This is a genomic window from Paenibacillus sp. FSL H7-0703 (genome assembly GCF_038003485.1).
Lineage (GTDB): Bacteria > Bacillota > Bacilli > Paenibacillales > Paenibacillaceae > Paenibacillus > Paenibacillus polymyxa_B.
Window position 1 is genome coordinate 1,215,456 of sequence record NZ_JBBOPF010000001.1, and the last position, 20,608, is coordinate 1,236,063.

Below are 20,608 nucleotides of genomic sequence, written 5' to 3' on the forward strand. Positions count from 1 at the left end.
ACGGGTTGACCTCATCATTTAAAGAATGTCTTACGTTTCTAAGAGAACATAAACTGACTTTACAGCACCGTTTTAACTGTGTCTTGTACTTGCTGTAGCAGCCCTTTATAGCCATCATCATCAAGGTAGCCGATACTTCCAAGCAGTAAGTGACCGACGGATTCAATTCCAACGAAATCAAAAATTCCCGTATCGGATGTGAGCTTCAATCCTGCGGTCATACCGATTTCATCATAGATTGCGTTAGGAGTACCATGTGTATTCACGATAAACCCTTTTTTACCTGTAAGCAGCTTATTAATCCCTTCCGGACCAGCCGTATATGCAAAGCCGTATGCAAATACACGATCTACATAACCTTTCAGGATAGCCGGAAGACCTGTCCACCAAATGGGAGAAATAAACGTGATCGTATCGGACTGTGAAATGTACTCCTGCTCCATTTTGATATCAGCCGGAGTTTGCCCTGCTCTCATAGCGGCAGTATCCTCAGGTTTTAATACAGGTTGAAAATCAAGGGCATATAGATCGCGTACAACGACTTCATCACCTTTTTCTTTCAGAGTATTTACAACCGTTTCGAGTATCGCGTGATTGAAGCTTTCTGCGTTAGAGTGAGCATAGATAATAAGATGTTTCATTTTAATAACCTCCAGATGTTTTATTATTATTTTGATATTAATATAGATATCTATACATTTACTTAAAAAAATTTATAATCTGTTTTTTACATGCTCTAGCAAATATTCCAGCTGTTCTTTTTCTTCATCTTTAAGACCACCATAGACGGTTTCTTGTAATCTATTGGAGATCATCTCAAATACAGGCTCTATCTCTCTTCCCTTATCGGTCAGAAATATCAGGGTAACTCGGCTATCCTCCCTTTCTTTTTTTCTTTCGACATATCCCAACTTCACTAGCTTGTCGATCAAAACAGTGACCGTGGGTTGCTGACGAGAAATTTTTTGCGTCAATTCCTTAATGGAGAGCCCGTCTTTTTGATAAAGGAACATTAGGATTCCGCCATGAGTAGGAACAATCCCTTCAATTCCATTCGATTCGAGCTCAGACACAATCAATTTATTGATCGAGTCTCTAATGGTTCCTATCAGTGCAGCTGCATTATTTTTTAACATACAAGCATTATTACATAGACATCTATATATATCAAGTGTTGGTGTCAGTCTGATCGGGTTTTAGTATATGAATGATTCAAAGAACTACGATTAAGTTTGATATAATGAAATCTAAAATAGATAGTAGCTTTTTAAATGGAGCAGCTTTTTAAAAAAATTCAATACTTGAGTACCCAAGAAAAGACAACTTTAGAGCAAATATGACTTAATCTAAAATGGTTCATGGTGGACTACTATCGCAGACGCATAAAAAAGCCAAAATACCAAAGTTCCTTATCTGACTTTGAGTATTTTGGCTTACAGTGTTTATTTATGAAATGAAGAGGTGTTCAAAGTATGATATGTTTTAGTTGAGCGTTTGAAGTACCTCAGGTGTGAAAGTTTGAAGATCATGAATTCGACCTTCACGTATTTTCGTAGCCCATGCAGGATCGCCCAGAAGCGCACGCCCAACAGCTACCAAATCAAATTCATTGTTGTCCAGCCGTTCCAGAAGTTCATTAATATCTTGGTGTCCTGCCCCTTTCCCTTCCATATAACTTACAAAATCCTCATCCAGACCTACAGAGCCAACCGTAATCGTGGTTTTTCCAGTCAGTTTCTTCACCCATCCGGCAAAGCTCAAATCGGAGCCTTCAAATTCAGGTACCCAAAAGCGACGTGTCGAGCAATGGAAGATGTCCACGCCCGCTTGTACTAACACATTCAGGAGCTGCCCCAGTTTATCCGGTGTATCGAACGGCTTTGCGTTGTAATCATTCATTTTCCATTGGGATAGGCGCATGGCAATAGGGTAATCAGGGCCAACCTCAGCACGAATAGCTTCCACAAGCTCAATGGCGAATTGAGCACGTTTTATGATATCACCACCATAGCGATCCGTACGTTGGTTCGTTCTCTCCCAAAAGAATTGATCAACCAGATAGCCGTGTGCTCCGTGAATTTCAACGCCGTCAAAGCCCAGTCGTTTTGCATTCGCAGCTGCATCGACATAGGCGCCAATGACCTTGGCGATTTCTTCTTCTGTCATCGGCTCGGTCACTTTATTGCCTTCCAGATCCAGCCCCGATGGACCAATCGATAGCGCTTCGGGATTCGGCTGAGATCCCAAAGGACGAGCCATCCCCATATGCCAAAGCTGTGGGAAAATTTTACTACCAGCTTCATGAACCTGTCTGACCACTTCAGCCCAACCGTTTAAAGCCGCTTCCCCATAAAAATTAGGTATCCTCGGCTCACTTGTTCCAGCCGGATGGTCAATCACTGCGCCTTCAGTAATAATAAGGCCTACATCATTCTCTGCGCGACGGCGATAATAAGCGGCTACATCCGGTCCTGGCACACCATTTGGTGAAAAAGCGCGGCCCATTGCCGGCATTACAATACGAGTCTGTAGGGTCAGATTATGAATGGTATAAGGTTGAAATAAATATTCTGTTGAATGGACATTTTGCGGTTGATTACTCAAGGATTGTACCTCCTCATTTTCTTTTATCGCTTTTTAGCGATTTTATAAAAGACTCGTGCACCATCAAACGGGGTGCAAGTGAAATGTTAGCAATGTTTAATTTATCATTCAACCGACAAAATGTTCATTCTGTTGCTTAACCAAAAGGGTTATAAAATTGTTGTATAACTAAACTCACTTGTTGACAAAACAACACATGTTTATAATGGGGGAATCATTTAATTTACCTGAAAGGAGTGTCTTGAGGATGCCTGGTGTAACCTCACCCAACCCAAACGATCCGCGCGTCATTCGAACACGTAGACTAATTCTCGACGCATTCACTGACCAATTAAATAAGAAAGACTTCTACACGATTACGATCAATGACATTACCCAAAAAGCCACCGTTAACCGTGCTACGTTCTATGCACATTTTCAAGATAAATATGCACTGCTTGAAACCCTTTTGTCAGAAGCATTTTTGGAGCATGTTATTAAGAGGATTGATGCTGAGGCGCGTTTGTCGGAGGGGACCATTCAGAAACTTATTCTTTCGTTATGCGACTATCATGACACTAGTAACCAATGCGTCCATAAATATAATTCAGTCGCACCCATCCTGGAAGAACATATTAAGAATCAATTAGAGCAATTCATACTTCAACTCATAACAAGAGGAACCAGTAATACAGACCCAAGAACGTTAGAACTTGCCGCGACTATTTTAAGCTGGTCCATTTATGGTGTAACCTTTCGCTGGAATGTGGAAGGAAAAAAAGAGTCCCCTACAGATTTAGCCGAGAGAGCTGTGCCATTAATATTCAATGGGGTTGTCTTATCTCTAGTTTCACAAATTTCTTAGTAGAAAATGCAAATAAAAAGGGCCGTTCCCAGTATTCTTCGATCATTTCCTGGGACAGCCCTTATAGTATTTAGTAAAATAATTGCATCTTTTATTTAAAGAATTTTCTTAAACATCTCGATAACTTGTTCTTTGCTAGGTATGAACGGATTGCCCGGAGCGCAAGCATCCTTCATTGAGTTCTCGGCAAGCAGATCCAAATCCACTTCATTTACACCCAGTTCAGAAAGTTTGGAAGGAATCCCAACTTCCTTCGACAGGTCTTTGATTCTTTGGATTACATAGTCTGCGCATTCCTTATCCGTTTTCCCCTTATCTTCAAAACCGATGACCTTAGCGATGGCACGAAATTTCTCTGGTACATGCTTGGCGTTCTCCTCCTCCACAATCGGCAGCAGCATGGCATTGCAAACACCATGAGGCAAATCGTATACGCCGCCAAGCTGATGCGCCATCGCATGAACGTAACCCAATCCGGCATTATTAAATGCAAGTCCTCCCAAGAAAATAGCGTATACCATTTGCTCACGTGCTTCTATATCATGACCGTTGCTCACCGTACGGGTCAAATAATTAAAAATAATCTCTACTGCTGCCAACGCAGTCGCATCCGTTACAGGATAGGAGCCTGGCGTAACCAAAGCTTCAATAGCGTGGGTCAAAGCATCTAGCCCTGTAGCTGCCGTTAACGCGGCGGGTTTATCTACCATCAGTTCAGGGTCGTTGACCGAAATCGTAGCAACACTATTCTTATCAACCATAACCATCTTGACCTTGCGCTCTTCGTCCGTAATGACATAATTAATCGTGATTTCAGCCGATGTTCCTGCTGTGGTATTAATAGCCACAATAGGAAGCGATTTATGCGTCGATTTATGAACGCCCTCATACTCGGTTATATGTCCCCCATTGGTAGCAATAATGCCGATTCCCTTAGCCGTATCCTGTGGTGATCCTCCGCCAATCGAAATTAAAAAGTCACATCCGTTTTCTTGCAGAAACTGAACACCATCATGTACATTTTTACAGGTCGGATTTGGTTTTACTTCATCGTATACCGCATAGTTCAACCCAATATCATCCAGCAAAGATGTAACCTTGCCTGCAATGCCACTCTTCATCAAAAATTTATCCGTAACGACTAGAGCTTTGTTTAAATTCAGTTCTTTTATATACGGCCCAACTTCTTGTAAACAGCCTGTTCCCATAAGATTGATAGATGGTACAAAAAATACATGTGCGCTCATAAAAAATCGGCCTCCTAAAGGATTCACTTCTTATTGCCTCGCTAAATATAGGGATATCTCTTAAAAGTGAAATGTTTCACATTTATAATTTTATCTTTATTTTATTTTGATGTCAATAATAAAACACAGATATTATTTTGTTTTATGTTTGTTTGTTTTGTTTTATTAAATGAACCCAATATTTAGTACACAACTAATCGGATGCAGTCTCGTACAACTTAGATGAACATATTCACAATGAGGTGATAACAGCATGATAATCAACAAGAAAGCATTGCTAGCTCTGCTAGCGGTATCACTGCTCCAGGCAAACCCGTCGTATGCAAAGTCGGTACGGACGACTCCGGTGACAACCGTTTATGTAGATGACCGCCCGCTTCAGCTTGCCGTCCAGCCGCTGCTGCTAGACGGGACAACGCTCGTCCCCATGCGTCAGTTGTTTGAGGCGCAAGGAGCTGTGCTTTCCTGGAACGGATTCAGCAAAACCGTAACAGCAACCAAAACCGACACGGTGCTGACCTACCACATTGGGGAACTCGCTGCCACCCTAAACGGCAAAACGATGTCCCTGAATGTTCCGGGACAGATCGTTGAGGGCAACACGATGATTCCACTGCGTTTTGTGAGCGAAGCACTTGGGAGCACAGTGAAGTGGGATGCCCTTACCCGTACAATCCGGATTGCCTCCAGGGACGATTTTTTCACAACAGTTCTTTCCAGGGTCAACCTACGCAACGAACCAGATTCAGCGGGAGCTTCCCCTTCCCTGCGGCTTATTCCAGCCGACGAAAAGGTTCATGTCATTCGCGAGGTCAATGCTCTCTGGCTGGAAGTGCGCACTAAAGACAACCTGACCGGATACATATCGGCTAAACCAAAATACAGCGATTATACCAGCCCATCCCTGGTGGAACGACAGGGAGATGAACTGATCGCCTACGGAGAGAAATTCCTTGGAACTCCTTATGAATTCGGCGCAGCAAGCGGTCAGACATCGACCTTTGATTGTTCTTCTTTTGTGGGGGAAGTGTTCCGACATACGCTCTCCATCGACCTCCCCCGTGTCTCTTACGATCAGGCTAAAGAAGGCCGGAAAGTCGGGCTGAACGAGCTGCGCAAAGGCGATCTGCTGTTCTTCAGCGCACGCGGCCTGGAGATCGGCCATGTGGCTATCTATGCAGGGAACAACAAGTTGCTGCATACCTTCTCCAAAGAACGCGGCGTTCATTTTGACACGCTTGATGATAAATGGCAGAAACGTTTCGTAACAGCGCGCAGGCTGTTTTAGGACGAACCAGATAGCCAATAACAGGAGGATTCCAGCACCACACTCATTATCTTCTGATTGCCTTTTGTCGGACGCCTCCCTTGCGGTTTGCGTTCAGGCGGCAAAAGGTCTGGGTTCATTGTTAAATGGAGGTCCAACGTTTAAAGGCTACGAACGCATAAAAGATTGGATTGAGATGTTAATCGTTTTAAAATACTAAGTAGAGTCTGTTGATTATAGACAGGAGGAATCGTTATGCAATTTGAGACAAATCGGCTCATCATTCGTGATATTGGCAGATCCGATTGGGAAAGTATACATACCTACACGTCATTGCCTGAAGTTACTAGATATACGGCCTGGGGACCGAATACAGAAGAAGATACAAAGGCATATATAGAACAAGTTCTAGCTTCACAGCAGGAACAGCCACGACAAGACTATGAACTAGCCGTTTGTCTGAAAAACAATGGAACGCTGATCGGCGGTGTTGGTATTCATGTCAAAGATACTAATGCAGAAATGGGTTATGTTTTGAATCCCGATTATCAAGGGAAGGGTTATGCAGCAGAGGCAGCACGAGCGTTACTAGACTTTGGATTTAGCACACTTGCTGTCCACCGTATTTATGCAACATGTCGTCCAGAAAACAAAGCTTCTGAGAAGGTTATGCAACAGATTGGAATGCAACGTGAAGGTTTGATGCGTGAACACTGGTACTACAAAGGCGAGTTTCATGATTCATATTTGTACTCTATTCTTGCTGAGGAATATAACAGAGCATAAAAGGTATTTTTTATATCTAAATATATTTTTGTATTTTTCAACAGACAATTACTGCTTGAGAAACATGTTGCTGCGATAAAATGATAGTTAAACCATTTTGACTATCTAGTTTGAAAATATATATAGTTGGAAATAGGTGTTGTTAAGAATGTGTCTGAGCCATTCTGTGAGGAGTTTTAACGACAAATAGATTTGAGGAACTTTTCTGAACGATATAATTTTTAATTAAGGAGGGAACAACATGGAAGCTTTTGCAGAATATTTAGCGCATATTGATAACCCCCAACATCGGGCTCGAACGCAAGAGGTTTTGGCTTGGGTAACCAAGAAGTTTCCAAATTTAATGGCAAAAATTGCGTGGAGTCAGCCTATGTTTACGGATCACGGCACATTTATTATTGGCTTTAGCGTAGCCAAACATCATTTGGCCGTTGCCCCTGAAAAGGCAGGGATTAATCATTTTTCTGAGTTAATTATGCAGGCTGGCTATGATCACACCAAGCAGTTGGTACGTATCCAGTGGGATAGTCCCGTTGATTTCTCATTACTTGAGAAAATGATCGAGTTTAATATTTTGGATAAGGCAGACTGTTCAACCTTTTGGCGGGGATAAAAAAAGGTTCCTTTTCTCGTAAAACTATACATCGAGCATCACAAATAAGTATGTTTCTTCTCGCCCCTCTACCATCCTTCCAAATCTCCTCATGCTAATGACCCTTAAAGTAACACTATGCTATAATGTGGAAAGTATGGATTGTTACATGCACAGGAGGATTGGAGCAAAATGATTGGGAAATTTTTAATTTTCTCTCTACTATGGAGTTTGCTCGGCAACCCGTTTTTGGCAATGCTCGTACTCCTAATCGTGATCTATATATTGGATCGCAGCTTTGTCGGTGTATTGCCCAGCATCAGCAGACCATGGAAAAGAAGATGCAATGCCGCTCGATTGCGCCAACAGATTACGCTAAACGCCAACGATGTGGCTGCCAAGTTCGATTTGGCTCGTATCTGGATCGAAAGCAAGAAATATCCTCAGGCTTTGGAGCTGTTATTGGAAATTCAATCCCGTTATGAAGAATCAGCAGACTATTGGAACGCACGGGGAACGGCTGAAGTACACACAAACCATCTGGAGGTTGGAGAACAGCATTTATTGAAAGCACTGGATATTAACCCGCGGGTGCAATACGGTGAGCCTTATTTGCATTTAGCCGCTGCTTTCAAGGAACGTGACGTCAATAAGTCGCTTCATTATCTGCAGCAGTTTCAGGAGATTCAGTCTTCTTCCAGTGAGGGCTATTATCTGACAGGCTTGATGTACCGTATGCTGGGACGCAAGGATGAGGCCATTGTAGCCTTTAACCAGTCCATTGCCGTCTATCGCTCTCTGCCCAAATACCGTAAACGAAGTGAGCGCAAGTGGGCTGTACGTAGCTTATTCCGTAAATTAATCGGCTAAACAGCTATATTTATTTTCTTAACGACCTTTCTCTTCTTTTGAGAAAGGTCGTATTTACGTTTGTCTACCATGTACTTCCACGGACCTGAATCGGCTCCCTTTCGCATCCTGAATTTGAGGCATTTTTTTGTAATCAGTCGTTGACATGCCACAAATCAGGTCATATAATCCGTTTATGAACTTATGAGTTTATACATAAACTTTAAAGTACAAAAAAACAGAAAGGATGATCATCTTGTTAAAACCCAGTCTCTACATATCTGCTATATTCATTCTTCTGTTCACCTCAGCTTGCTCATCTACAGGATCGAGTAATAATGAAGCAGCAGAACAACAAAAGCAAAAGGTGGAAGCGATGGTTGTTAAAAAAGAACCGCTGTCTGCTTCTTTTGACCTTTCAGGCACACTACAGCCCTATGAGGATACCTCCGTATCTTTTGAGTTATCCGGACTGATTCGCGACACAGTAGTCAATGTGGGAGACTCCGTATCCCAGGGGCAGATCTTGACGATGCTTGATTCATCCAGCTACCAGCTACAACTGGAGCAGGCTAGTACAGCTATTCTTGAAGCACAGGCAGGTATCAAAAATGCTACAGCTGCCATTTCAAGTGCAGATGCCTCCATTCAATCCGCCGACGCGCAAAAGGCAGCAGCTCAAGCTGGAGTTAACAAAGTGAACAAGGGTGCCCGTGAGCAGGAAAGGGCACAGGTCCGTACCAAAGTGCAAAGAGCACAGTCCGCTTTGACTAAAGCACAGGCTACCGCTGAACGCACCAAGCTTTTATATGATCAGGGAGCTGCAACCAAAAACGATTATGAAAATGCGCAGCTCGCTTTGACCAATGCCACCAAGGACCTGGAGGATACACAAGAAGCCCTCTCCTTAATCCAGGAGGGAGCAACATTGGAAGATCGGCAATCGGCAGAATCCAGCCTACAGCAAGCCCAAGCCGGGAAAGAAGCTGCTATCGCTGCGAAGGAACAGGCAGAAGCCTCCCGAGATAACTCAACTGCGGCATATCAACAGGCGGTCATTGCCAAAAAGCAAGCCGAACTTTCCCTCTCCAAGACAGCTTTAAAAGCCCCCATTTCCGGCGTTATTCTGGAGAAAAAGGCAACGGTGGGACAATTGGCAAGCACTGGACAGCCGATATATCGTATCGGACAAATCGACAAGCTCAAGGTGCTGCTCCCTGTTCCCGATCATGAAATCACGAACTGGAAGCAAGGTCAGACAGTCCAACTTCAACTGTACGATGAGAACAGAGAAGGAACGGTCAGCAAAATTTATCCGGCCACCAACACCAATACGGGCAGTATCAACGTAGAAGTGATTGTTCCTAACCCCCAGCATGATTGGGCCCCGGGACAAGTCATAAAGGCAGGCCGCCAACTGACTCAGAGTGAGCAAATTTTGCTCCCAGCCAAAGCTGTCATTAATAACGGTACAGATACTTTTGTCTATAAAGTGGTGAACAACAAAGCGGTCAAGACGGTCGTGAATGTCGGTCAGATGTCCAACAATAAGCTCGAAATTACCAAGGGACTGAATGTCGGGGATCGTATCGTTACCACCGGAGTAAACCTGATCTACGATGGGCTGCTCGTTCAGATCATGGAGGGAACGAGCAAATGATTGCATATTTTATCAAAAAGAAAAAACTGACCCTCTTTATTTTTATCATGGCGATTGTTGCCGGGCTATATAGTGTCTCTCAACTTCCCCGGCAGGAAACGCCGGATATTATCAAGAAAACCGCTGTGGTCACGACCCTCTACCCTGGAGCTACACCCCAAAAGGTAGAACAAACGGTCACGAAGCCTCTGGAACAAAAAATGAAAGAAATCAATCATATTAAAAAGATTTCTTCTACATCCGAAAATGGACTTTCGACGATTATCATTGAGACAGAAGGCAACGCCAATGCCGCAGAAGTCTGGGATACATTACGCAAAAAAATGAACGATGCCCAATTTTTTCTGCCCACAGATGCTCAAAAGCCTGTCGTTAACGATGATTTGAATAAAGTATTTATCCATTCCTACGCCATCACGGGGGACTCTGTGGAGCAATTGTATCAACTAAATGATATGGTGATATCATGGAAGGATCAATTAAAAACCATTCCCGGTGTATCGGAAGTAACAATCAAGGGATTACCGGATCAAGAGGTTCAGATTCAGATTGATGCTCAAAAGCTCCAACAGTACCATATCAGTTGGGAACAGCTCATGAGTGCAGTGCAGAAGGAAAATGAGCAATATCCGATAGGCAATCTGGATTACAATGAACGTACCTATCGCTTGAATGTAAAGCAGTCCAAGGATGCTCAGGATTTGAGTAAAGTCATTATTTCCAGAACGGACAGCGGCGCTCCTGTGTATCTCAGTGATGTGGGCACCGTATTGCTTACACATAACACCAGCAGCTATATGGCCTTTTTTAACGGTAAACCAGCTATTACGCTGACGATTAACGGTAATACCGGCTCTGACGTAGACACGATTTATAGCAAAGTAAATAAAGAAATGCAGTTGTTAAAACCAGATCTGCCTAATACGTTTCAACTGAATACGTTATTTTCACAGACCGAGCGGATTGATCATATTTTTCATGGCTTGACCCGTGAATTGCTGTTTGCCATTGCGGCGGTTGTGATCGTATGTACATTGGGCTTGAATCTGATTACATCCTCTTTTGTGGCACTGGCTATTCCTATTTCAATCGCCATAGGTCTCATTATTCTCCCTATGCTCGGAATAACATTGAATCAGGTTACGGTCATTGGCTTAATTATTGTAATGGGGATTCTAGTCGATGATGCTGTGGTGGTTAATGATAATATTGAACGCAGAATGATGACCTTGGGCGAGAGTCCCAAGATAGCAGCATTAAATGGAACGAAAGAAGTTTCCATTTCCATTTTGACCGCAACCCTGGCAACTGTAGCCTCCTTTGCCCCGCTGTTCTTTTTATCAGGCGATGCAGGCTCCCTTATCAAACCATTACCGTTTGCTGTTATCTTTACGTTATTGGCTTCCATGCTCATGTCCTTTACCGTCATCCCAATCTTTAGAGAATGGTATGGACAACGAAATCAAAAAACGCCCAACTCCACCATGAAGCCGTCGGGACTGCTGGGAAAACAAATTGATGCTCTTCGTAACGTATATACCAGCAAGCTGATTCCGAGAGTCATTAAGCAACCTGGATTATATGCTGCATTAGGATTATTGATCAGTACCACGCTGTACGGCATACTTGCTCTGATTCCGATCGACCTGTTCCCCAGAACCAACGATCCGGAATTAAGCATTAATGTGCGTATGCCTACAGGTACTTCTATAGAAGAAACCAAGCGGGTCACCGAGGATATTGCCAAATGGGTGAAGCAGCAACCTCATGTGGAAACGATCAGTTATGCGGCTGGCGGCGACGCTCCCCGGTTGTTTCAAGATATGACCGCTGACGCCAAAACAGGCACAACCGTGGGTCAAATTGCTATTATTGGGGAAGAAGGTGCATTTGATCCCGATGAAATGGCAGACAAATGGCCCTCCATCTTAAAGGATCGTTATCCGGGTCAATCCATTTCCTTGAAAATAGCTAAAGTGGGGGTGCCTCTCGGTAAGCCGATCTCCATTCGGATTTTAGGCAATGATGTAGATCAGTTGCGTTCGTTGTCACAGCAGTTAAAAGAAGGCATTATGGCTACCAGAGGAACACAGGACATACAAGATAATATGGAAAATGAAGGATATACGTTGGATTTCCAAATCAACAAACAAGCGATGGATCAATATCAGGTAAGCAATAATGATCTGACACGTACACTCTTGTTAATGGGTAATGGCGTGAGCTTTAGCCGATTTGATACGGGGAAAGATTTGATCAATATTAAGCTGAAGCTAAGCCAAACCGATCAAAATCCTGAAATTTTGTTTCAGCAATTGAATGTGACCAATGCCAATGGTATTCAAATCCCTTTATCTCAATTGGCTGAGTTGAAACCATCCTTTGCAACACAAAAAATAAACCATTATAATTTAAAACGTTCGATTACTGTTGAAGCTGAAGTTCACGGGCGTACAGCTTCCGAAGTCATGAAGGATGTCAAGCTTAAATTGCAGGATATTAAATTTCCTCCAGGCTACACTTGGGAAATTGGGGGCGAGATTTCAGGACAAGATGACATTTTATCAGAAATAGGATGGTTATATGTTGTCGTCATACTATTAATCTTCATGCTGATCTTTTTGCAATTTTATTCTTTCTCGACTCCACTCATCATATTGACTACCGTGTATATGGCAGCAGCAGGCGGATTTCTTGGCTTGTTCATTCTAAATACGCCGGTTAGTTTTATGGGCGTGTTGGGCTTAATGACCTTGGCAGGTATTGTCGTACGTAACGGCATTGTGCTGATTGAGTTTATTGAGGATGCAAGACGTGAAGGGATCGAACTGAAGGAGGCGGTTATTGCAGCGACCAAAGCGCGTTTCCGTCCCATATTGCTTACTTCACTGACAGCCATTGTCGGTCTGATTCCGATTGCGCTTATTGGAGAGCTTATGTTTAGACCGCTGGCGTATACCATTATGTTTGGATTGATGTACTCGACCATTCTTACGATGTTTGTGGTTCCGTCCCTGTATATGGTTATTGCCCGCTGGAAATTAAAGAGACAGAGCAAAAAATTGGGGGTACAATGAAAAAAATAACGAGTGAAGATATTATCTATGCCGCCCTTTCCCTGTTTTCTGAAAAAGGGTACGATGCCACCTCGGTGGATGAAATTGCCCGCAAAAGCGGGATGGTCAAGGCTTCCTTTTATAAATACTTTCAAAGTAAAGAAGAGTTGCTGCTGGGGACAATCGTCCTGATTGAAAAACTTCTTGATGCAGATATTAAAGAACTTTATTTGAAGCACCAGCTACCTTCCCGTGAAAAGTTGAGACAACTGTATTTGATTGCGCTGGGCCGGATTTATAAGAATAAAGTTCATTTGCTGGTATACTCCGTCCCTTTAATCGGTTCTAAGGAAGAAAAAATCGCACAAGCCATTGATCGTGTTGAACATTATTTGTCTAACGTGATGGTTGATTTCTTAATTGATGCTTATGGACAATCTATACGTGACTATGCGCACGATATCAATTTTGTCATCAAAAGTATCATTATTAATTCCTTCCGAATGAGCGATTCAGAACTGTCCTCGACGGAGCATCAAACACTGGCTGAATTTATTGTCAGCATTACGGATATACTGGCACAAGGAATGTTGAGCCCTGATGTTCAACATCAAATCATGTGGCGCCGCGATTCCGTATTCTATGAAGATTCTGATCAAATCTGGACCAAAGGAAAACAAATCTCCTATGCACTGCAACGTATAGATACGGTTCTGAAACAAACTAAATTAAATGAAGCTACACGGAATGAATATGTGCAAATCCTAAGCAGATTACAGCGTGAGCTCTCGGAAGAAAACGTGGAAATAGCTCACGTGAAAGCCCTCCTTCTATTTTTGGGACAGCTGCCCGAGTTGCTGGAAGACTGTACCAAGCTGAAGGCTGTATTGGAGATTTAGCACGCCGAAATGCATAAAAAGAGGTTCATGATAGTCAGATCTACTGCCATCATGAACCTCTTTCTTTAATATACTTTGTCCGATCCAAAGCATCCTCTCACGCTCACCGTAACGGCGCATAACCAAGCCGATTCAGCTCTTCTGCAATCACGCGATAACCACGACTGTTCGGATGCACCCGGTCTAACGAAAGCAGTACCCGTTCACAGCCCTCAAATGCGGGATAAATGTTAGCCACCCGGTAATTCGGTCCGCCCAATGTATAGAGAAACGAGTTATACTGGCGCACATATACTCCCGCCTCCTTCACCCCTGGAAAAGGATTATATAATCCCACCATTCGGATGATAAATGGCTCACGCTGACCGGACTTTATCTGATACAGGACATGTACAATTTGGCGCACATGTTCTTTTGTGTGATTCAACGCTTGCGGAATGGAAGAACCCGACAAGCCGGAACCTCCAGCAAGGGCGCTGATGTATGGGCGCAGATCATTTCCGCCGATCGTTACGGTTATAAGTTCAGCCCGGCTGAGCGCCGACCGAAAAAGCGGATTGTTGCGGACCATTGACAGCAACTCCTGCGATGTCAGCCCATTGATTCCCAGATTCTCGTAACTGACTGGCGTACGGAGATGTCTTTCTGCCATTCGCCGATAGATAGGTACAAATCCGCCACTCAGCAACGTCCCTGCACCTGTTGTTAAAGAATCTCCAATCGCTGTGTAGTGGTACGCCAATGAAACCCACCTCCCTCTTTCTACATAACATATCTTATGTAGAAAGAGGAACGCGGGACCCGGAGATTCGCTTATTCTTCGTCTATTTCATATACACAATGGAATTGCCCACCCTCTGGCAAATCCTCTGATCCATAGACGGCAAAGCCCACGTTGCGGAAGAAATCTGCCCCCTCCGCATCCGTGTCCACAGTAAGCCGTTTCGGATTACGCTCCTGAATGAGCGTAAGCAGCATACCTCTGGCATATCCTCTATGACGGTTTTCAGGCAACACGGCCAGATGACGAATTACGGTTGTCCCATCCTCCTGCTCCTCAAAGCCGACAATACCTACAATAAGTCCTTCATCTTCTACACCGAACAGCTTCCAGTCATCCGAGGCTTGATAGGTACGTAAAGCTGCTTCTCCGCGTTCAGGGTGATCCAGTACAGCGTAGGTTAACAGCTCCAGAACCTCCTCACGATCTGAATCTGTTTTTATATTTTTAAACATTGTTTGTCGTCTCTCCTTAATATCCTGAAATTAGGATTACACTCTAATTCTCCATAATAAGCAACGGCCAGTTATCAAGCCATTGCTTCTCAAATACACGCTGACGAAAAGCCGTTGTGTGACGAAACAAAGGGCTTTGCCGTACCCGCATATCCAGTAAATCTTCCAATCCATGCGGACAAATGACCTCTATTTGATCCTTGTCATTCAATCTAACCGCTACAGCCGTTGCCGTCTCTGGCCAGCGGCTCATCGCATCCTCTACCGAGGAATACGGAGCCTCCCCGTTGCGAATATGCATCCGAGCCTGATTTTTGACAGACCAGTTACGTCCGGCCTGCTTACGGTTCAAGGACAATTCTAGATACTCATCTCGTTCCTCTAGCGTATTTTTCGGGTCAAAATAAATAACATCAATATCGTTTAAAGGTGTAGCAGTTGTATAGCCATGGAGCTTGTCCCAAACCCGGTTACGTACATAGCCTGCGCAAATACATCCTTGCGGCAACTTCAGCTCTCGCACATAGCGCAAGTCTTGCAGTACCTGCGGATCATTCATATATTGTATGATTCGTAGCACATTTTCTTCCGATTTCATCCTGCACTCAACTCCCTTTTTATGATGACAGTTGCTGCACCGATTCTCCTCCTTGAGCCGCGATCCGTGCTGTACGCTGCACCAGACGGCGGCGTGCGACCAGAAGGAATGGAATACCAATCACAACCGACAGGGCAACCGGAACAAAAACAGCAAGCGGCGCCGTTTGACCATAGATATCCAGCAACCAGCCACCAAATAAAGGAGCCAGCACGCTTCCCAAATTATTAAAGCCGATTGTACCGAAGTAGGTCCCTTTATATTGAGCATCTGCAATTTGGTCAATCAATACGTCCAGCATCGTGAACAATAACACTTCACCAACCGTAAACAGCACCATATCCAGTATAAACATCCAGCCTGAATTTAGCATACCGCACAGCAACAGGCTGACCGCAATACATATATTCCCTGCAATCAAGGAATTTACCGGGGAAAATCGGCTTGCCAGTCGCACCAGCGGATATTGAAATGCCAATACACAAACCGCGTTGACCGTCAGCATGTATGTAAACCATCGGGTTCCTTCTGCGAAGGATAAGGACAAGAATTGAGGCATTGTGGAATTGGAATGCGCATAGCCCATCACACAAAATACCGTTCCCAGCAAAATTGGCATAAACACCGGATCACGGCTGGCTGTACGGAATGCCTCGCCCATTCGCAGTGGAGCCTCTCCCGCCGTTGTACCTATATGCAGATCCGATGCATACCGGGCAAATTGGATCAACAACAGTACCCCGTATAATGCGTACACACCAGCAGCTACCATAAACGGCGTACCCGTGGATGCAGATCCTAACATTAAACCAAGCAACGGTCCTGCCACCACCCCAACATTAATGGCTGCATATCTCATATTGTAGATAAGCAGTCTTTTCTCCTTCGGGGTTACATCTGATAACAGTGCCCGTGAGGTTGGCTCGAACAAGGATCTGCACAGTCCATTCAGAGCATTAATGACAAAAAAGGCCCAGGCCGCTTCCGCCAACGCAAAAGCAACGAATACAAGCGCCCAGCTCGCAATGGACACCAGCATCACCTTACGCCGTCCGATTCGATCTGAAATATATCCACCGTAAAAGCTGGCAAAAATGCCGACCAACGAGCTGACCGATACGATCACCCCTGTATGAAAGGGGGACACCCCTAGACGGGTGGTAAGGTAAATAGACAAAAATGGGATACTCATGGATGTCGCCATCCGTCCAAAAATTGTACCGACAATAATCGTCCAGGCCAGCGGGTGAATGGAACGTAACTGTTCTTTCATATATGTCTCTTACGTCCTCCTTCCGTATGCAAGTCTAATAAGGGAGAAACCTGTCTAGCACTGGTGAATATAACGTTCCAGTTCTGAACACGTTGCTTGATAGACAGATTGGAGCGCAGACAACTTCGCTTTCGCATTCTCGAGTCGGTTCTCCCGTGCAAGCTGTTCAATATCGGACAGCAACGAGGACAAACGTCCGACACCCAGACTCACGCTGCCTGATTTCAACTCATGAGCAGCCTCTACTACTTTTGTGGCTTCGCCCGCAGCAGCCAGTTCATTTAACTTATTGATTTTGGCAGGTGTATCACTTGTATACATTTCGACCAATGACTCCAGTAGTCCCGTGCTGCCGTCCTCGTCCAGCAGCATAATTTCACGTATAACTTCCTCATCCAAAATCGGCTCGGTTTCCGCCTTTGGAAGCCATTTGACAAGCTTTTCAGAGAGCTTTTCAATCGTTACTGGCTTCATCAAGTAATCGTTCACTCCAACCTCCTGGCTCCGTGCCTGATCCTCCTCGGACACATTTCCGGTCAAAGAAATGATCGGTACAGGGGGTTGCTGGTTTTCTGCTTCCCACTGTCGGATCGCTTTCGCCGCATCATGACCATTCAGCAGAGGCATATGATGATCCATTAGAATACAAGCGTAGGATCGTTCGGAGGCCGCTCTTACAGCAGCTTGTCCATCCTCAGCAAAATCAATATGCTGGAATCCCAAGTGGTTAAGCTGTAATTGCACCACCTGCCGATTCACCCGATTATCCTCAGCCACCAAAATAGTTTGAGAATGACTATGCTCACGCAGCAACTCGCTAAATGCCTTCAAATCACCATTTTCATGCTTCTCCATTTCGTCTGCCTGCTCCGATCCTTTCATGAGGGGAATTTCAAACCAGAACGTAGAGCCTTGGCCTTCTTTACTGACGACCCCAATTTCTCCCTGCATGAGTTCCACAAATGAACTGCATATCCATAGCCCCAGACCCGTTCCTCCATATTGGGAGGCGCTGCCTTCACCGGCCTGTACATAAGGCTGAAACAGCTTATTCTGATCCTCCGGTGAAATCCCAATACCTGAATCCTGCACCTCAAACCGAACACGTTGGGAATCTTTTGTTTCCTCCACTAATTTTGTTCGAATGATGAGCAATCCTTCACTGGTAAATTTATTCGCATTGTTCAACAGATTGAGCAAGATCTGCATGATCCTTGCCGAATCTCCCTCCAGATGCTCTGCCACACCGGAATCGGTCTCTATACGCAAACGGTTACCCATCTGATAGATTTGTGGCTCCAACAACTGAGCAACGTGGCTCATAATCGCCTGAACTCTGACGTTTCCGATCTCCAGTTCCATCTGTCCTGCTTCCACTTTAGATATATCGAGCAGATTATTAATCATGTTCAACAACAGAGAAGCTGACTCACGTATGACACCGATGGCCTGCCGTTGATCTGGGGAAAGTTTGGATGAACCTAACATTTCAATCATTCCAAGTATTCCATTCATTGGCGTTCTGAATTCATGACTAACCACAGCCAGAAAAGTGCTCTTGAGGTCATTAGCCCGTACCGCTTCTTCCTTCGTCCGTGTTAATTCCGCATTGCTTTTGGCAAGCTGACGCTGCAGATTGACCAGCTCGTTGTTCATTGATGAAAATTCATTCAGCAACTTTTCTTCCTCAGCCTTGCTTTTCACAATCTCATCCGTTAATTGTTCGACCGTTTTCCGCAGGACAGCCATTTCTGCTGTCGGTTCCTTCATATTAAAAGGCCCCCTTTACAAAATGACTAACAGGTTCACAAAACTAACCTTATCTCCTGAGCGAAAGTAAGTCCCCTGCAACCTCCATCGCTTCCTCCGCACCTGGTGCATATCCGTCCGCCCCTACTTCCTGCCACAAGTGGGTATCGAGATTAAAAGGCAAGCCCCCAACCATAATTTTCACATGGCTAGTCGTTGGGTCTTGCCGAATGAGAGCAATCAACTCTTTCACTAGATGGACATGGTAAGCCATGGTAGCTGAGATAGCCACCACATCCGCCTTGTAACTCACAATGGCCTGAAGCAGACTACGGTTAGGTACATTGGCACCTAAATAATACGTATCCCAACCATCCATTTCAAATATATCAGCCAGCATACGCAGACCAATTTCATGCTGCTCGCTGCCTACACACGCCGCCACGAGGCAGCGTTCCTTATTTCCATTCCCCATCCATTGGGGGTACAGGCTGGAAATAATAAATTGAGTCACAGCAGTGCAAAAATGCTCTTGACCGACGGTGATTTTGCCTTCATACCATAGACGACCTATTTCATATTGCGAAATTCGAAAAATATATTTATACGTATGTTGAATAGAGATACCCTCATTCAGCAAACGGACGATCCAATCCAAAGCCTGTCTGCGATTACCTGAGAGTAAATATTCCAAATATTGAGCCACGTCAGCAGCATAGGGATTATCATCTGTAATAAAAGAGGCATACTCCTCTTTCTTCCCTATTTGCTGTATCCCCAAATCCAGATGCTCCAGCATCATAGCTTTATCTGTATGATCGAAATGCTCTACCAACGTCTCCTGGATTAATCGGAAATTGATGCTCAAATCTTCTTGGGTTATGCCGAAACCCTCCAGAAGCTTTTTTAACCAAGAAACATACTGTGTAAATAAAATAGGGCTGTTCATGATTACACTTTCAGCTAAATAGTTCAAACTATATATAGAATCCTGTTTTGTCTTTATTTTACCGTTATCCCCAAAACGCTGCAAAAGATCGGGCTGTAATTCGTATTGCTTATGGGTAACTAATTCAGCCAAAGCTCCTGCTTGCATCAATAGCGATTCACCTGCGGTATATTGCTGTATACTCATGTACAGCTCCTTCCCCGACAAGGTATTTGTATTCGAAACAGATACTGGGGATTTGTTCCAGACGTGACTATTAGACAATTATACCTGATTTGCGTCTCTACATTAACCCTACTCCCCAAAATACGACAAAAAAATAAAATACCGAGAAGTCGGTATTTTATCTAAAAGCAGTTTTAACCTGCATACGCACAATTTATGATCCGTTACTCTTCTGCCCCTCAGCCGTTAGTCCAAGCTTTTTTAACAGATGAATAGCCTGCTCTTTCTCTTCCACAGATAAGCCATCTACGGTCTCCATAATGACACGATGATGCTGCGGGAATATTTGCTCAAAGAAATGACGTCCATCATCAGTCAATTCTGCATAAATCACACGCCGATCATCTTGTGATGCACGACGGGTAAGCAAGTTTTTTTTCTGAAGTTTATCTACCACGTACGTAATATTCCCACTAGAGATTAGTACCTTTTCTCCAATTTTCTGTAAAGGCTGTGGTCCCCGATAATACAGCAGATCAAGCACTCCAAATTCTGTTGTATTTAATCCATGACTATGAATGTCCCGATTCGTACGGGACGTGACCGAATTATAAGCACGAGCCAGAACCACGAACAAATTAAGCGCTAAGTCCTGATCATCTGGTTTTACAGACATATTAACAGCCTCCGTTACTCATATCTTTATTCCAAGATATCTTAATTGTGCGCTTTTGTCAAGTTTAAGCGTTCCTTCCCCTGCTCATACGGCCTATAAATGGAGGAATTACCGTCTATTATGTGAAGGTTACAGTTCATTATGTAAAAAAAGCCCGC

The 20,608-nt window shown here is 44.1% G+C and carries 19 protein-coding genes; 8 read left to right on the forward strand and 11 right to left on the reverse strand.

The window, feature by feature from the left end; all coding sequences use genetic code 11:
* Nucleotides 1-59: 59 nt before the first annotated feature.
* The 3 genes from MHB46_RS04875 to MHB46_RS04885 form a co-directional block, all read right to left on the reverse strand.
* Complete coding sequence (locus MHB46_RS04875) at nt 60-641, reverse strand: NAD(P)H-dependent oxidoreductase (RefSeq protein ID WP_341161730.1); 582 nt, start codon at nt 639-641, stop codon at nt 60-62.
* A gap of 72 nt (nt 642-713) precedes the next feature.
* Entirely contained in the window at nt 714-1,136 is a 423-nt protein-coding gene (locus MHB46_RS04880; RefSeq protein ID WP_341161731.1) for a MarR family winged helix-turn-helix transcriptional regulator, read from the reverse strand.
* A 346-nt stretch (nt 1,137-1,482) separates the two neighbouring features.
* Nucleotides 1,483-2,604: an NADH:flavin oxidoreductase gene (locus MHB46_RS04885; RefSeq protein ID WP_341161732.1), complete on the reverse strand. Its 1,122-nt coding sequence runs from the start codon at nt 2,602-2,604 to the stop codon at nt 1,483-1,485.
* 247 nt (nt 2,605-2,851) lie between these two features.
* On the opposite strand from MHB46_RS04885, the gene MHB46_RS04890 reads away from it, so the two are divergent.
* On the forward strand, nt 2,852-3,448 hold the full coding sequence (locus tag MHB46_RS04890) for a TetR family transcriptional regulator (RefSeq protein WP_250268070.1): 597 nt from the start codon (nt 2,852-2,854) through the stop codon (nt 3,446-3,448).
* A 95-nt stretch (nt 3,449-3,543) separates the two neighbouring features.
* Here MHB46_RS04890 and MHB46_RS04895 read toward each other — a convergent pair whose 3' ends face one another.
* Entirely contained in the window at nt 3,544-4,695 is a 1,152-nt protein-coding gene (locus MHB46_RS04895; RefSeq protein WP_341161733.1) for an iron-containing alcohol dehydrogenase, read from the reverse strand.
* A gap of 253 nt (nt 4,696-4,948) precedes the next feature.
* Between MHB46_RS04895 and MHB46_RS04900 the strand changes: the two genes are divergently transcribed.
* The 7 genes from MHB46_RS04900 to MHB46_RS04930 all read left to right on the forward strand — a co-directional run bounded on the left by MHB46_RS04900 (nt 4,949) and on the right by MHB46_RS04930 (nt 13,804).
* Nucleotides 4,949-5,983 carry a C40 family peptidase gene (locus MHB46_RS04900; protein WP_341161734.1) on the forward strand — a complete coding sequence of 345 codons (1,035 nt, stop codon included), beginning with the start codon at nt 4,949-4,951 and terminating at the stop codon, nt 5,981-5,983.
* Nucleotides 5,984-6,217: 234 nt separating this feature from the next.
* A complete protein-coding gene (locus tag MHB46_RS04905) occupies nt 6,218-6,748 on the forward strand; it encodes a GNAT family N-acetyltransferase (RefSeq protein WP_341161735.1) in 531 nt (176 codons plus the stop codon).
* Nucleotides 6,749-6,989: 241 nt separating this feature from the next.
* Nucleotides 6,990-7,361, forward strand: a complete 372-nt coding sequence (locus MHB46_RS04910) for an iron chaperone (protein ID WP_165175703.1) — start codon at nt 6,990-6,992, stop codon at nt 7,359-7,361.
* 171 nt (nt 7,362-7,532) lie between these two features.
* Entirely contained in the window at nt 7,533-8,210 is a 678-nt protein-coding gene (locus MHB46_RS04915; protein WP_341161736.1) for a tetratricopeptide repeat protein, read from the forward strand.
* 226 nt (nt 8,211-8,436) lie between these two features.
* Nucleotides 8,437-9,849 carry an efflux RND transporter periplasmic adaptor subunit gene (locus MHB46_RS04920; RefSeq protein WP_445667582.1) on the forward strand — a complete coding sequence of 471 codons (1,413 nt, stop codon included), beginning with the start codon at nt 8,437-8,439 and terminating at the stop codon, nt 9,847-9,849.
* A complete protein-coding gene (locus tag MHB46_RS04925; RefSeq protein WP_341161738.1) occupies nt 9,846-12,926 on the forward strand; it encodes an efflux RND transporter permease subunit in 3,081 nt (1,026 codons plus the stop codon). Before MHB46_RS04920 ends, MHB46_RS04925 begins: the two co-directional genes overlap by 4 nt.
* Complete coding sequence (locus tag MHB46_RS04930) at nt 12,923-13,804, forward strand: TetR/AcrR family transcriptional regulator (protein ID WP_341161739.1); 882 nt, start codon at nt 12,923-12,925, stop codon at nt 13,802-13,804. The genes MHB46_RS04925 and MHB46_RS04930 overlap by 4 nt, the downstream gene beginning before the upstream one ends.
* A gap of 103 nt (nt 13,805-13,907) precedes the next feature.
* Here the strand turns inward: MHB46_RS04930 and MHB46_RS04935 are convergent, their stop codons facing one another.
* From MHB46_RS04935 to MHB46_RS04965, 7 genes are all read right to left on the reverse strand, one after another.
* A complete protein-coding gene (locus MHB46_RS04935; protein WP_341161740.1) occupies nt 13,908-14,546 on the reverse strand; it encodes a GDSL-type esterase/lipase family protein in 639 nt (212 codons plus the stop codon).
* Between the two features lie 71 nt (nt 14,547-14,617).
* Entirely contained in the window at nt 14,618-15,040 is a 423-nt protein-coding gene (locus MHB46_RS04940) for a GNAT family N-acetyltransferase (protein WP_069291686.1), read from the reverse strand.
* A 43-nt stretch (nt 15,041-15,083) separates the two neighbouring features.
* Entirely contained in the window at nt 15,084-15,638 is a 555-nt protein-coding gene (locus MHB46_RS04945; protein ID WP_341161741.1) for a nucleotidyltransferase family protein, read from the reverse strand.
* Between the two features lie 19 nt (nt 15,639-15,657).
* Nucleotides 15,658-16,911 (reverse strand): MDR family MFS transporter, encoded by a 1,254-nt coding sequence (locus tag MHB46_RS04950; protein ID WP_013309823.1) that lies wholly within the window; start codon nt 16,909-16,911, stop codon nt 15,658-15,660.
* Between the two features lie 54 nt (nt 16,912-16,965).
* Entirely contained in the window at nt 16,966-18,681 is a 1,716-nt protein-coding gene (locus tag MHB46_RS04955; RefSeq protein ID WP_341161742.1) for an ATP-binding protein, read from the reverse strand.
* A gap of 49 nt (nt 18,682-18,730) precedes the next feature.
* Nucleotides 18,731-19,795 (reverse strand): cobalamin B12-binding domain-containing protein, encoded by a 1,065-nt coding sequence (locus MHB46_RS04960; protein ID WP_341161743.1) that lies wholly within the window; start codon nt 19,793-19,795, stop codon nt 18,731-18,733.
* Nucleotides 19,796-19,988: 193 nt separating this feature from the next.
* Nucleotides 19,989-20,450 carry a MarR family winged helix-turn-helix transcriptional regulator gene (locus MHB46_RS04965; RefSeq protein WP_013309820.1) on the reverse strand — a complete coding sequence of 154 codons (462 nt, stop codon included), beginning with the start codon at nt 20,448-20,450 and terminating at the stop codon, nt 19,989-19,991.
* Nucleotides 20,451-20,608: the final 158 nt, after the last annotated feature.